The sequence below is a fragment of the Gemmatimonadaceae bacterium genome (genome assembly GCA_036003045.1).
In the GTDB taxonomy this organism is placed as follows: Bacteria; Gemmatimonadota; Gemmatimonadetes; order Gemmatimonadales; family Gemmatimonadaceae; genus JAQBQB01.
Genome location: DASYSS010000032.1, coordinates 72,930 through 86,420 on the forward strand (window position 1 = coordinate 72,930; position 13,491 = coordinate 86,420).

12 protein-coding genes are annotated in these 13,491 nt (G+C 65.1%); 5 read left to right on the forward strand and 7 right to left on the reverse strand.

Translation table 11 applies throughout. The annotated features are described in order from the left end of the window. Positions 1–106: 106 nt before the first annotated feature. Positions 107–2,245 carry a prolyl oligopeptidase family serine peptidase gene (locus VGQ44_07395; protein ID HEV8446627.1) on the forward strand — a complete coding sequence of 713 codons (2,139 nt, stop codon included), beginning with the start codon at positions 107–109 and terminating at the stop codon, positions 2,243–2,245. 494 nt (positions 2,246–2,739) lie between these two features. On the opposite strand, the gene VGQ44_07400 is transcribed toward VGQ44_07395, so the two are convergent. Continuing rightward, positions 2,740–3,297 (reverse strand): hypothetical protein, encoded by a 558-nt coding sequence (locus tag VGQ44_07400; protein ID HEV8446628.1) that lies wholly within the window; start codon positions 3,295–3,297, stop codon positions 2,740–2,742. Positions 3,298–4,100: 803 nt separating this feature from the next. On the opposite strand from VGQ44_07400, the gene VGQ44_07405 reads away from it, so the two are divergent. Continuing rightward, on the forward strand, positions 4,101–4,757 hold the full coding sequence (locus VGQ44_07405; protein ID HEV8446629.1) for a hypothetical protein: 657 nt from the start codon (positions 4,101–4,103) through the stop codon (positions 4,755–4,757). Positions 4,758–4,778: 21 nt separating this feature from the next. On the opposite strand, the gene VGQ44_07410 is transcribed toward VGQ44_07405, so the two are convergent. Together VGQ44_07410 and VGQ44_07415 are read right to left on the reverse strand one after the other, a co-directional pair. Continuing rightward, positions 4,779–7,439, reverse strand: coding sequence for an ABC transporter permease (locus tag VGQ44_07410; protein ID HEV8446630.1), 2,661 nt, complete (start codon positions 7,437–7,439; stop codon positions 4,779–4,781). Further along, positions 7,436–7,768 (reverse strand): PadR family transcriptional regulator, encoded by a 333-nt coding sequence (locus VGQ44_07415; protein ID HEV8446631.1) that lies wholly within the window; start codon positions 7,766–7,768, stop codon positions 7,436–7,438. Before VGQ44_07415 ends, VGQ44_07410 begins: the two co-directional genes overlap by 4 nt. A gap of 465 nt (positions 7,769–8,233) precedes the next feature. On the opposite strand from VGQ44_07415, the gene VGQ44_07420 reads away from it, so the two are divergent. Then, positions 8,234–8,956: a hypothetical protein gene (locus VGQ44_07420; GenBank protein ID HEV8446632.1), complete on the forward strand. Its 723-nt coding sequence runs from the start codon at positions 8,234–8,236 to the stop codon at positions 8,954–8,956. Here the strand turns inward: VGQ44_07420 and VGQ44_07425 are convergent. The 3 genes from VGQ44_07425 to VGQ44_07435 all read right to left on the reverse strand — a co-directional run bounded on the left by VGQ44_07425 (position 8,946) and on the right by VGQ44_07435 (position 10,567). After that, a complete protein-coding gene (locus VGQ44_07425; GenBank protein HEV8446633.1) occupies positions 8,946–9,419 on the reverse strand; it encodes a hypothetical protein in 474 nt (157 codons plus the stop codon). The genes VGQ44_07420 and VGQ44_07425 overlap by 11 nt on opposite strands. Then, positions 9,416–9,901 carry an RNA polymerase sigma factor gene (locus tag VGQ44_07430; GenBank protein ID HEV8446634.1) on the reverse strand — a complete coding sequence of 162 codons (486 nt, stop codon included), beginning with the start codon at positions 9,899–9,901 and terminating at the stop codon, positions 9,416–9,418. The genes VGQ44_07425 and VGQ44_07430 overlap by 4 nt, the downstream gene beginning before the upstream one ends. A gap of 282 nt (positions 9,902–10,183) precedes the next feature. Further along, positions 10,184–10,567: a DoxX family protein gene (locus VGQ44_07435; protein ID HEV8446635.1), complete on the reverse strand. Its 384-nt coding sequence runs from the start codon at positions 10,565–10,567 to the stop codon at positions 10,184–10,186. 237 nt (positions 10,568–10,804) lie between these two features. Here VGQ44_07435 and VGQ44_07440 point away from each other — a divergent pair, with 237 nt between their 5' ends. Both VGQ44_07440 and VGQ44_07445 read left to right on the forward strand, forming a co-directional pair. Further along, positions 10,805–10,939 carry a hypothetical protein gene (locus tag VGQ44_07440; GenBank protein HEV8446636.1) on the forward strand — a complete coding sequence of 45 codons (135 nt, stop codon included), beginning with the start codon at positions 10,805–10,807 and terminating at the stop codon, positions 10,937–10,939. 173 nt (positions 10,940–11,112) lie between these two features. Continuing rightward, positions 11,113–11,925 (forward strand): alpha/beta hydrolase, encoded by an 813-nt coding sequence (locus tag VGQ44_07445; protein ID HEV8446637.1) that lies wholly within the window; start codon positions 11,113–11,115, stop codon positions 11,923–11,925. A 367-nt stretch (positions 11,926–12,292) separates the two neighbouring features. On the opposite strand, the gene VGQ44_07450 is transcribed toward VGQ44_07445, so the two are convergent. After that, the gene (locus VGQ44_07450) at positions 12,293–13,489 is read right to left on the reverse strand and encodes an aldose epimerase family protein (protein ID HEV8446638.1); all 1,197 of its coding nucleotides are present in this window, start codon (positions 13,487–13,489) and stop codon (positions 12,293–12,295) included. Positions 13,490–13,491 lie beyond the last annotated feature (2 nt).

The following is a 13,491-nucleotide window of genomic DNA, read 5'->3' on the forward strand; positions in this document are numbered from 1 at the left end:
GAAGCCAGCCGTTTGGTATACCAAACTTGTATTCTTCGTACGCTGGACGCTACTATGTCGCTGAATTCTCGCCGTGCCGTGCCATCCACACCTGAGCGACCCTGCCATGCCTTTCCGCACCACGCATCGGACTCGAGATCGCGTCCGCGCCGTTCTGCCGACGCCCGCGCTGTGGCTCGCCGCATTGTTCCTGGCCGGCACCGCGCCCGCGCAGACGCCGTCCTTCACGCTCGAGTCGGCGCTCGGCGCGCCGTTCCCCAGTGGGCTCATTGCGTCGCCCGCCGGCGGACGAGTCGCGTGGATCTTCGACGCACAGGGCAGCCGAAACATCTGGATCGGAGAGCCCGGCGCAAACGGATCGTTCACGTCGAGGCAACTGACCGGATTCGCCGGTGACCTCGGTGTGGAGATCGGAGCCCTCGCGTGGTCGTTCGACGGCGAGGCGCTCGTGTTCGAGCGCGGCGGCGAGCCGAACCCACGCGATCTGCCGCTCGGATCCATGCCCGGACAGCTCTGGACGATCTCACTCGGCGACACGACGCCACGGTTGATCGGCGAGGGAAACTCACCGGCGATGGCGCCCAAGACGAAGACGGTCGCCTACATCGCCCGCAATTCCATCGTGCTCGCATCGTTGGACGGGAGCGAGAAACCGCAGACCGTGGTTCGAGATCTTGGCAGAGATGGTGCGCTGGCGTGGGCGCCCGACGGCTCGCGCATCGCGTTCATGAGTAGCCGCGGCGATCACAGTCTGATCGGCGTGTATGACCTCGCGCGCAAGTCGATTGTTTGGCTGGCGCCGAGTGTGGATCGGGATGCCAGTCCGATCTGGTCGCCCGACGGAACGAAGATCGCGTTCGTCCGCATTCCTCCTGGTGCGCCCGGCCCATTCTCGTCGACGCGGACCGCCGAGCCGTGGTCCATTTGGATCGCCGACCCCGCGACGGGAAAGGGGCACCAGGTCTGGCGGGCCGATGAAGGAGCCGGCAGCCGATTCTATCCGCTGGAAGGAAACCCTGCGTTCGCGTGGGCGGGGGGGGCCGACGACAGAATCGTTTTTCCGTGGGAGAGAAGCGGTTGGGTGCACCTCTACAGCATCCCTGTTGCGGGCGGAACGCCGACGCTGCTCACGCCCGGCGACTTCGAGATCTTCAGCGCCGATTTGAGTCCGGACCGCCGTCATATCGTCTATTCATCGAACCAGGGCGATTCGGATCACCGGCACATTTGGCAGGTGCCGGTCGCGGGGGGAGCGCCGTCGCCGGTGACGACGGGCCAGACGATCGCCGACCTTCCCGTGTTCACGAGCGACGGCCGCTCGGTGGTGTTTCTCAGCGCGGACGCGAGGAATCCGATGCGACCGGTCGCGGTCTCGCAATCCGGCGATCGATTCGGCGCCCCACGCGATATCGCGCCGCAGACCATTTCCGAAGAGTATCCCGGCGCGCACTTCGTCGTCCCGCAGCCGGTGACTTTCCGCTCGCCCGACGGCATGACGGTCTACGGGCAGCTGTTTCTTCCGCCGGGTAAGACGGGTCAACCGGGGAACGCGGCGCGTCATCCCGCCCTGCTCTTCTTCCACGGCGGCCCGTATCGCCAGATGCTCCTCGGCCCGAACCCGATGAGCGCGTACACGTACATGTATGCGATGAATCAGTATTTCGCGAGCCGCGGATACGTCGTGCTGTCGGTCAACTATCGAGGCGGTACGGGATACGGCCTGAATTTTCGCGTGCCGCCCAAGTTCGGTCCCTCGGGAGCGAGCGAGTTCAACGACATTATGGGTGCGGCGAATTTCTTGAAGGCCAGACCAGACGTCGACTCGAAACGACTCGGCGTCTGGGGCGGCAGTTACGGTGGCTACATGACCGCGCTGGCACTCGCCCGCGCATCCGACACCTTCGCCGCCGGTGTGGACTACGCGGGTGTGCACGATTGGAGCGGCGTGCTGAAGGTGTATGCCGCCGCCGGAGCGCAATCCGCGTCGGACAGCCTGGCGCGCGCGTCATCGCCGCTGTCGTCGATCAAGCGTTGGCGTTCACCGGTGCTCGTGATCCAGGCCGACGACGATCACAACGTGCCGTTCAATCAGACGGTGCAGCTGATGACGGCACTCCGGGAGCAGAAGGTGCCAAACGAACTGATCGTCATTCCGAACGAGATTCACGATCTACTGCTGCATCGATCGTGGCTCGCGTACTTTCATGCGCAATCGGACTTTTTGGATAAGTACTTGGTTCGGTGACGGGTGGACGGCGTGCGCGATGGTGAGTGCCGGCCACTCTGGGTTCGATTGGGCGGGTTGAGTACGGCTCGCCGCTCGACGTCGGATTTCTGACGTCGGACATCAGACCCGGCGTTTGTGCGACGAGCCTCCACGAATTGGAAGGCTCCGCCCCGTCACGCCGGGTCTGAGGTCAGACGTCCGATATCTGACACTGATTTCTAGCGCACAGCCGTACCCCGCCCCCGAAGACAGACCTCGGAGTGGCCGTGATCCAAACGCCGTCACGCACCGTTCATCGTGCGAGGGGCGTCCAGCCGAGATTGAACTCGGCGACTGTGACTCGACTGCGGTAAAGAGCGAGTGGAACCGGAGAGCGCCACCAGCGTATCACCCCGGTCTACGCTGATGCGAAGGGCGACGTGAACGACCGTGCGTCCAAGCCGAACCTCACGCCGGTCTCATCGAAATAAAGGCCGAAGTTCCCCGCCTTGACCGCGGGCGCTAGAACCGCATCAGCGCCATCCGCCGAAGCCGATCTCCAGCCCGATTCCGGCGTACGACTTCAACGTATTGAAATCGCCGTACGCCATGAGTCCGATGCTCGCACCCCCGACGCGTCCGACACGCAGGGCGGCGTCGCCCCCAACCATGACCCCGACGCCGCCCCGCACCGGGCCGAGTTCCGTTCCAACATCGCCGAAGAGCTCGCACCCGACGACGCAGGGTCTGCGCACGAGCGCGGTGACGCCGCCGGACACGGAGGCAAAGCCGACGGAGTTCGACGTCGTCGCCCGGCCGAGAAGAAGGGATACGGCGCCGGTTTCCCCAAAGTCGTCGAGGAACTGACCGCGAAGCGTCGTGAGCCGAGCACCATGTTGGACGTTCACGTCGCCCGTGAGCACCGCCGCGCCGTCACCGTGCCGAATCCGATAGGTCGCGCCGCCCAACGATGCGGCGAACCATTCGCCGTACGTCGAACTCGCGGACACGGGGTGAGACGTCGTGTCGACCGGCGTGGTTTGCGCCGCCAGCGTTCCGCAGGCGCAGAACAACAATGTGGCGAGCATCACGACCGTGTTCGCGACACCGCTTGCGACACAAGCGCGGACATACCCTGCGCGAGAACCGCGCTCGCCAGACACCGCCACGATCAGTGCCTCTGTGGTCGACGGACTTGTTCCTCAATGGCCTGAGCCAGGCTCACGAGTGCTCGGTGGTCACGGGGCGTTTGGGCAGCAATCTCGTTCAACGTCACAATATCCGCCGGCGAAAACATTCCTGCATCCAGCGCCCATCGCGCCTCGATGCAAAGGTCTAGCCGAACCTGCAACGTCATCGCCGAGCGTAGTCGCAATTGGGCCGCCGGCTGCAAATCATCCAACCGCGCGGCCTCTCGCTCGATGTACGCTCGGAGCGCGGCAAGACCATCGTTGGGCAGAATTGGGTCGTGGTACAGGGGCGTGGTCCGTCTGTCGATGCTGGTGGTTCGGGCAGCGTAGTCTGTGGACCGCTGCCGCACAATCGGGCCAATGTCGGCGCCGCGCACCAATGCTGAACGCGTTTTGCGTTTGGATCTTTTCGCTTAGTCACGCGTCGCGTAAGGGAGGCGAGCCTAGCCTCGAGCAACAGCTATGAGCAGGAGCCTCGAGCCTAAACGGCGCGGAGAAGCTGCCGCGCATTCAGCTCATAGCTCATGCTGGCAGCCGTCGCTCACAGCTTGGAGACCTTCATGGCTCCATTGTGCTCTTTCGGGCTTAGACTACTTCGATTCGCATGATCGAGGGGTGGCGCTGTGTGTTGCGACGGGCTGCACGGCCGGCGTGCTGACGATCGGCCTGAATGGGATGCTCACGAGCCTCTGCATCGTTCCAAGGTGATGTCCTCCGCGATTCTCCTTGCCATTTGTCTCGTGTTCGCGGCCGGACCCCGCGCGACCGCGCAGGTTCAGGGTGGCGGCGCGACTGCGGTCGCTCTTTCCGCGAAGCACGAACTCCTTGGCAATCCTCTCGTCGGCGGTGGCGTCGAGCTTTGGATTCCGGCCGGCGACGGGCGGTTCGCATTTCGATTCGGCGGCGAATGGCTTCACGGGCAGGCCGACCGAATCGGCATCCCATGTGCCGGGCTCGTCGAGCCGGGTACATGCGCGCCGGAGCCGGTGCATGACCGATCGCGGATGACGACGGCGCGCGGCGGCGGCATGCTACGACTGGCCGGCGGCCACAATGCCACTCTCAAGCTCACGGCAGATTGGATGGTGACGCGAGTCAGCGTCGATACGCACGGAAATGCGAGTGGCAGCGAACTGACCGCTGCAAAGATGTTGTGGGGTCCATGGCTCGGCGTCTCCGCCGACTGGATACCATGGTCGCACGTGCCTATCGGCCTCGAAATGGAGGCAGGGCTCGGCGATCTGATACCAATATTGAATGAGCACATCCTCGACGGATACGCACCGTTCGACGGCGGTATGTCTGTCCGCCACTTGCGCCTTGGCCTGGTTTGGCGACCGCGATTTCCTCGGCAGCGCTGACCGCCGCTCTGTCCGAGCCTCCTATTCTGATCGAAGAGTGTCCGCGGGGTCCACGCGGAGCGCTTGTCTCACCGGCAAAACCGCGGCCATTATTGCGACGACCGCCATCAGCACGATGGCGCCGCCGAAGGAAGCTGGATCGGTCGGGCGCACGCGATAGACCAGCGCTGAGATGCCCCGAGCCGCGGCGTAGGCTCCGGCGAGACCGAACACGCAACCGACTGCGGCGAGCTTGAGACTCTGGCCAAGGATCGAGCGCGTCAGCGCCGCAGAATCGGCGCCCAATGCGACGCGGATGCCGATCTCTCGCGTGCGGCGCGCGACGGCGAAGGCGATGATGCCGAACAGGCCGACGGCCGTGAGCATCAATGCTATCAGCGCAAATGCGCCGAGTATGAACATGGCGACGCGTGGACCGCGATACGCGAATTCGAGCTGTGTCTCGGCGGTAGTGATTCTCGCGAGGGTTGCACCTACGCCCGCGCTCTCGACGGCACGCTCGAGCGCCGTTCGCAGCATCGCCGGATCGCCGCGCGCCCGCAGAATGAAGGGGCCAACCGATTCCTCGTCGTCGACGGACGACAGATACATCTGCAATTTGTAGAACTCTGCCGCGCGTCCGCCGGGCATTTGTGCGTCGTTCGCGATGCCGACGACCGTGCGCCACTCGCCCGGACTGTCGCCGAATCGAAGCCGCACGCCGAGCGGATCGCGATCCGGCCACAAGAGGCGCGCGAGCGATTCATTGATCACGACTTCGTCGTTAGCGCCCTGGCTCGCGTCGAATCCGCGTCCGCGAGCGAGCTGCATCCGCGCAACTCGAAAATAGTCCGGGCTCACCGTAGTTCCCGCGACGATTTCCGCGTCGGCCTGGCGTATACCCGACGGGCCCTCGACTGCACTCGGACCGGGAACGATGCTCGTGAGCGGTATGGATCCGATCGCCACCTCGGCCACGCCCGGCACAGCGGCGAATGCTCTATGAAGCGTCTGATTCGCTGCGGCGCGCTCGGCCGGGGTCGAATGTCGCCCCGTTTTCACATTCGCCGGCGCGGCGCGGTTCACGCTCACTTCGATGAGTCCCTTCGGCTCGTATCCGACCGGCGTTCGCACCAAGGCGATGAACGATCGCGTGAGCACGCCCGCGGCGGCGAGGAACATGAGCGAGAGCGCGATCTGTGCGACGATCAGCCCAGCGTGTGCACGTCCCGACGCTCGGCCCACTCCGGGTTGCCAGCCGCCGGTCTTGAGCGCGCCGTCGAGCGTCCGCTCTCCGGCGAGGAAAGCCGGTCCGATCCCGAACAGGAGAACGGTTGCGATCGAGAGGGCCGCGGACGTCGCGAGCACCGTCGTGTCGAGCGGAACCTTCACGAAGTAGCCGAGGGCGGCGGGCCGCAAGCCGAGCCAGGCGACGAGGACGCCGACCGCTCCTGCCGGAATGGCGAGCAGCAGGCTCTCGGTGAGAAGCATGCGGGCGAGTCTTCCCCGCCCTGCGCCGAGCACTTGCCGCATCGCGAACTCGCGCCGGCGCGACCAACCGCGCATGAGAAGCAGTCCGGCGACGTCGGCGCACGCGATGAGCAGCAGTCCGGAGGCAGCAACGAGGAGCAATTCGACGGCGCTGCGTTGTTGTGGCTCGACGCGATCGGAAGCCGTCCGCGCTTCTCCTCGCCGTCCCTTCATCCATCCGGTATCGGGAAGCGTACGCCGGATCGCGTCGAGCTCCTGCGATGCTCGCTCGGAGCTGATGCCGGAGCGAAGTCGCGCGAAACCTTGGACGAGACCTATCGAGCTGACGTCGAGCGGGACCCACACGGCCGGCCGGGGCTCCCGCTCGGCCGGCGCGCCAACCTGGCTGGGCAGCACGCCGATGATCGCGTATGCCTTTCCGTTCACGGTGATCGAGCGGCCGATGGCGTTGGGATTTCCGCCGAATTCCGTTTGCCACACCGAGTCGGCCAGGATCGCGACGAGGGGAGCGCCGCGGCGCGCGTCGTCGTCTGTGAATCCTCGTCCGAGAGACGGATGCACGCGCAGCATCGGGAGGAACGACGGCGTGACCGAAGCTACGGCCACCGTGTCGGTCTTCGCTGCGCGGACGGGGTAGTCCGACCACGTGTACGCCGCGAATTCGTCGAGCGTGCGCGAACGCGCGGACCACAGCCGATACAGTGCCGGGTCGATATCCCAGCGGAAATTGCCATCTCCGTTCTTCCGCGCCTCGAGGCTCACGATGCGGTTGCCATCGGCAAACGGGAGCGGCTCGAGCAGTAGCCGGCGAACGGTTCCGAACACCGCCGTGGTTGCGCCGATGCTGAGGGCGAGCGTGAGCATGACGACCGCACTCACCACTGGCGCGCGACGCACCTGTCGAAGGGCGGCGCGCAGGTCCTGGGTGAACTCTTCAATCCACCGAGCGACGCCGATCTGCCGCCCGCGCACGGTGGCACGACGCTCGGTGTGACGACGAAACGCGTCGGTGTCGCCAAACCGGCGCCGCGCTTCGGCTTCGGCGTCCGCCTCGCTCATCCCGGCGGCGCGGAGCTCGTCGACTCGCATCGCGACGTGAGCCGCGATTTCATCGTCCATGTCGCGAAGGAGTCGGTCGCGACTGGCCGGGAGGCGGAAGAGTCGTCGGACTCCGCGCGGGATCTTGAGCGTGACGCGAGGAATGCGCGTCACGTTGACCTCAGGACCTTGCTCACGGCGAGGACGTAGCGCTTCCAGGTCGCCGTTTCAGCATCCAGGCGTTTTCGTCCGCGCGACGTGAGCGAGTAGTACTTCGCGCGGCGGTTGTTATCTGAGACGCCCCACTCGGCGGCGATGGCACGGTCGTCTTCGAGGCGATGCAGCGCTTTGTAGAGCGCCGAGTCCACGATCTCCATTTCCCCGCTCGTTCGCTGCTCGATCCACTTGCTCAGGCCGAAGCCGTGCATTGGCGTGGTGGAGAGCGCTTGGAGGACCATGAGGTCGAGCGTGCCGTGGAGGAGATCGCTGGTGTCGCGGGGCATCGCCCTCCATGCACGAGGTTAGGGGTAAGGATCAAGGCGCAAGATGGCGGTCAAGCATGATAGGGTCAAGACGCCCCGCCCCGACGGGCAGATCGTGAGCGGTGAATGCCGGCCACTCTGGGTTCGATTGGCGGGTTGAGTACGGCTCGCCGCTCGAAATCGGACTTCGGATTTCTGACGTCGGACATCAGACCCAGCGTTTGTGCGACGAGCCTCCACGAACTGGAAGCTCCTTCCAGTCACGCCGGGTCTGACGTCAGACGTCCGATATCTGACACTGACTTCTAGCGCACAGCCGTACCCCGCCCCAGAAGACAGACCTCAGAGTGGCCGGGATCCAATCGCCGGTGCCGAGCAGACCTGGCATTCCAACCTTTTCCCCCGTTGGAAGCACCCAATCCAAACGGCGCTCAGTCACAACAAGGAGCAGCCTAGAGCGAGCTCACATCAGCGGAGGAGATCTCGATGCCCCGAAAGACACGTAAAGCGTTCGCCTGGGGAAACGGAGTATTGATCGCCCTGTTCAGCTCTGCGTTGCCGATCCACACACAGAACGCCAACGCGCAGGATTCCCGATCGCTGTACGCCAGCATGGCTCCAATCGAGCAATACCGGATGGACCGCGATGCGGAAATCGCACTGGCCCGCACCGCGGCGCCTCCCTCGATTTCGCGCGACGCCGAGATCTTGGTGCTGGGACAGAAGAACTTCGAGACCGCGGTCCGCGGCAAGAACGGTTTCGTCTGCGTGGTGGGCAGAGCGTTCGCCGGGCCGTTGAACAACCCCGAGTTCTGGAGTCCAAAGAACCGGAGCCCCATCTGCATGAATCCACCCGCGGCGCGGTCACTGTTGCCCTATGCCATGAAGCAGGCCGGGATGGCGCTCGCTGGCGCTTCGAAAGCTCAAATCACGGAAGCGATCAGGACCGCCGTGGCCACGAAAGAGCTCGGCGCTCCAGACGCCGGCTCGATGTGCTATATGATGTCAAAGCAGGCGTACCTGACCGATCAGGGAAGCCACAATCTGGCGCACGTGATGTTCGAGCTTCCGCGCAGCGACGTATTTCAAGACGACCCCGCCTTCTTCGTTTCCTGGGATCCGGCGCCAGTGATCGAGTTCAACGTTCCCGTCGGTCAGTGGTCAGACGGAACGTCCGCACACGCGCCGCACAAACCATCTACTCGATGAATCGCCGTAGCTCGATCCGCCCGCGATACTTGTTGTGAGGACACGTCGCGCTGATCCGCGCCGCGTCCGAGTCGTTCGCCGCGCGGATGATGAACAAGCCATCGACGACGTCGCCCGGAGGCTCGAGACGTCCCTCGACGTCGAGCTTACCGAGGCGGGCCAGACTGTCCGCCCAGCGGCCGTACTCGGCCCGGCGCTCGCCCATTTTGCCCGGCGGCGGCGCGAGATACGCCGATCCCGGTGAGAGGAGGAGCACGTACGTCTGACCGGGGCGTCGAGACCAGGCATGCGTGATGACGAGCAACACTGCCGCCGCGGCCACGGCACTCACCCACATCCAGCGTCCGCGGCGCTCGCCCCCGAACACGGCGCGGACGACCCGCTCCTCGAGCGCGGGATCAGGCTGCTGCTCCCGCGGTAAGTCGGCGAGCGCGCGTGTGATGTCGTCGGGTAGTTCTGTCATGGTCGACCCTCGTCGCGATTCAACGCCCTGCGAAGAAGCGTGCGGGCGCGCGCCAATTGACTCTTCGATGTGCCTTCGACGACGCCGAGCATGCCGGCGATCTCGTGATGTGCGTAGCCGTAGATCTCATGAAGCACGAAGATGTCGCGCGCCCCTTCGGGGAGGGCGGCGATCGCGCGCTCGAGATCGAACGCCGTGTCGTGCGCGGGCGGAGCAACAGGGTCGATATCCTCGGTGCCCACCATCCGCCACGCCGAGCGCACCCGCTCGCGGCGGACGTTGACCAACACGCCGCAGAGCCACGTCCGCAACGCCGACTCTCCGCGGAACGTCGACATCTTGCGCGTGGCGCGCACCCAGGTCTCCTGGACGAGATCTTCGGCCTCGTGCTGGTCGCTCGCGGCGAGCCGCAACGCCAACGCGTAGAGCGCCGGGGTGTGCGCCCTGTACAGCGTCCGAAACGCGTCCTCGCCGGCGTTCAAGTCGCCGTCGTCGGAACTGCGAGTGCTACGCGGAAGAGCGTGCGCATTCAGGTGAGTGACACGTACCCCCGCGGGGGTTGGAATCGGGTTCTGGGGTGGATCGAGAAAAAGGCGCAAAAAAGGCGGGTCGAACCGGCGAGAGCTGGTCTGATGTCCGAGGTCCGACATCTGTCCTCCGACTTCGAGCCCAAGATCGGGGCCAGTCAAGGAAGACAGCCCGCGGAATGGCCGTGATGCCGCGCCGTTAATCCCATTCTGTTGGCCGGTCTATTTTGCAAGACGTTAGCGCCGCCTGACCAGGTCGAGGCTGGGATCTCGGGCGGCGACGATGACAACTGCGGCCAACAGAGCCAGCGGTACGATCACGAAGACCGCGGTGCCTATCGCGACGTCCGCGACTATGGCGCCTAGCATCGCCGCGGCGAGCAGCGCTGCCCCGACCTTGTTCGTGCGCGGAAAGAGAAACAGGGTGCCGCCACCGATCTCGACGAGTCCGGTGAATACGCGAAACCACTGGCCGAGGCCGATCTTGGCGAAGATTCGTACCCACTCGCCGTTCGGCGCGCTGTCGAACTTGCCCCAGCCGATGTACGCGAAGAGCGCCGCGATCAGGCCGCGCCAGATCCACCCCGCGACGTCGCGCCGGGGCTCGAGGTTTGACGGCATGCGCCATCATAACGCGCCAAGATTGCGCGTCGGTTTTTGGATGATGAAAAAAGAATGAACTCCCCGCAGTCGCTCGCCTGACTGCGGGGCACTCATGGTGTTCCCGCCACCGTCGGGACGGCTACCGCCTGACAGCGCTTAGGGTGCAACTTGGGCTTGCGCCGGCAAAACCAGCTTCGTTCCAACCGGGAGAATCGGAACGGTGGCGGTTGTAATCGTGATCGTCACCGTGTTCGCGTGCCCGGTGACGCCTGGTCCGACGGGGAGTGGGGGATGTACCAGTGGCTGGACCGCGCGCCGAAGGGCCGCAACGAGACGGGCTTCTGGTGGCGTCATCGCGATTCATACGGCAAGCTCGGCGCCGGAAGGTAAGATGACCGACTGCAGCGCGGCGTCCACGATGATAATGGGGATGCCGGGACAGACGTGGACCGGCGCGGCGGCATCGTTCATTGCGATGTGGGTCCCGATGATGGCGGCGATGAAGCTGCCATCATTCGCCACGAGGCTGTGGCGCCATTTCCGAAACTCACGGACACTTGACGATGAGCGTGACAACTCGCGGCTACGCGCCGGTGAACGGTCTCCGGATGTATTACGAAATCGAGGGCCCGCCGGCGGGCGACCCGCTCGTATATATCCCCAACGCCTTCGGCTTCGCCGGGCTGATTTCATTCCCCGCGCTGCTCGAGAGCCACTCAGTCATCACGATGGACCTTCAGGGGCACGGCCGCACCGCGGACATTCCGCAACGGCCGCTCTCGATCGAGCAGTACGCCAACGACGTCGTCGCGCTGCTGAAGCATCTGGGCATCGAGAGAGCCGATTTCTTCGGCTTCAGCTTCGGCGGCAACACGGCGGCGATGATCGCGCTTCGTCATCCCGAGCTCGTGCGTCGGGTGGCCACGTGGGGCGCGACGTTCGGCCCGGCGAGCGTCGCCCACAACCCGGCGATGCTGCGCTTCGACCGTCCGCCCACCGCTGACGACGACGCGTTCGCGTTCAAGCGCGAAGCGTATAAGAGAGTTGCCCCCAATCCGGATCAGTGGCCCACGCTCTGGGCGAAGGTCGCCGGCCTCGCGTGGGACGGCTTCTCGAACGAGGAGCTGGCATCGATCGAAGCGCCGCTCCTCATCGCGCTCGGCGATCGCGACTTCGTCCGCGTCGAGCACGCCGCCGACGCCGCCAGCCGCATTCGCAACGGCGAGCTCGCGGTGGTGCCCGATGCCGGCCACAACGCGCCGATGTCGGAACCCGAGCGCGTGATTCCGATCATCAGGCATTTTCTGGAAAAGGCGGAGAGGAGGAAGCCGGTTGCGACCGCGGGAATGGGCTATCACCCCGGCGAAACCCGCTGACGCGATCAACCCGAGAGCGATCTCCAACAGGCTCCGCCTGCGTCGAGACAGCGAGAGCCGGCCACTCTGAGTTCGACTGGCGGGTCGAGTACGGCTCGCGGCTCGAAATCGGACGTCAGATTTCCGACGGCGGACATCAGACCCGGCGTTTGTGCGACGAGCCTCCACGAATTGGAAGCTCCTTCGCGTCACGCCGGGTCTGACGTCAGAGGTCCGACATCTGACACTGATTTCTAGCGCACAGCCGAACCCCCCTGGCGAAGACAGACCTCAGAGTGGCCATGATCCAACCGACGTCACGCGCCTCAACGAACTCCCCGACCCGACGAACGGCGAAGCATTAGAGAACCAGTAAGCAGCCACCGCGCTAGCGCATCACTCCAAAGCTGAAGACGGTCCGCGAGCGCAGCGTATCGCCCGGCCGAAGTATTGTCGAGGGAAACGACGGCCGATTCGGCGAATCCGGATAGTGCTGCGTCTCGAGCGCCAGGGCGCCGCGATGTGCGTACACCTGGCCGCTCTTCCCGCGCACCGTGCCGTCGAGGAAGTTGCCGGAGTAGAACTGAATGCCGGGCTCCGTCGTGGCGATGTCGAGCGTGCGGCCCGACACGGGGTCGGCGAGCCGCGCAGCGTGTGACGGACCCGCGCCCTTTCGATCCAGCACAAAGTTGTGATCGTAGCCCCGTCCGAACCGGAGCTGCGCATCCGGCGCATCGATGCGCGCACCGATCGCCGTCGGCGTTCGAAAATCGAAGGGCGTGCCGGCGACCGGAGTCACCGTGCCGGTCGGAATGAGCGTCGAGTCGACCGGCGTATAGCCTGACGCGTCGAGCGTCAGCAAATGGTCGAGGATCGTCCCCTGCCCGCCGCCGTGGAGATTCCAGTAGCTGTGCTGCGACAGATTCACGATCGTCGCCTTGTCCGACGTCGCCTCCAGGTCGACGAGCAGCTCGTCGGCCGGTGTGAGCGAATAGGTGACGGCGACTCGAGCGTTTCCAGGATAGCCCTCTTCGCCGTCCTTGCTGAGGTAACGCAGGGTCACACCGACCGTGTCGCCGTGCGTGAACTGCTCGCCCGTCCACACGACCTTGTTGAACCCGCGGCGGCCGCCGTGCAGCGCGTTCGGCCCGTCGTTCGTCGCGAGTGTGAACGCTTGGCCGTCGATCGTAAACCTCCCGTGCGCGATTCTGTTTGCATATCGCCCGACGAGGGCGCCGAAGTACGCTGCGTCCTTCACATACCCGCTCAGCGAGTCGTAGCCGAACACGATGTCGCCGAGCTGTCCCGCTCGATCCGGCGTTCGCACCGACGTGATGATTGCGCCGTACGTGATGGCGCGTACCTCGATGCCGTGTGCATTCGTCAGGATGAACTGTTCGATGGCGCCACCGCTGTCCGGCAGCGCACCGAAACCGACGCGAGCCACGCTCGCGTGCCCGGCGCCGGCCGGTTGGCCCGCCGGTTGGCCGGCCTGTGTTCCGCCATCCTTCGCCGGGTCGCTCGAGCGACAGGCCGCGACGGCCAGCGAGAGAGCGAGCAGGGAGACGATCGACCAAAGTCTCATGG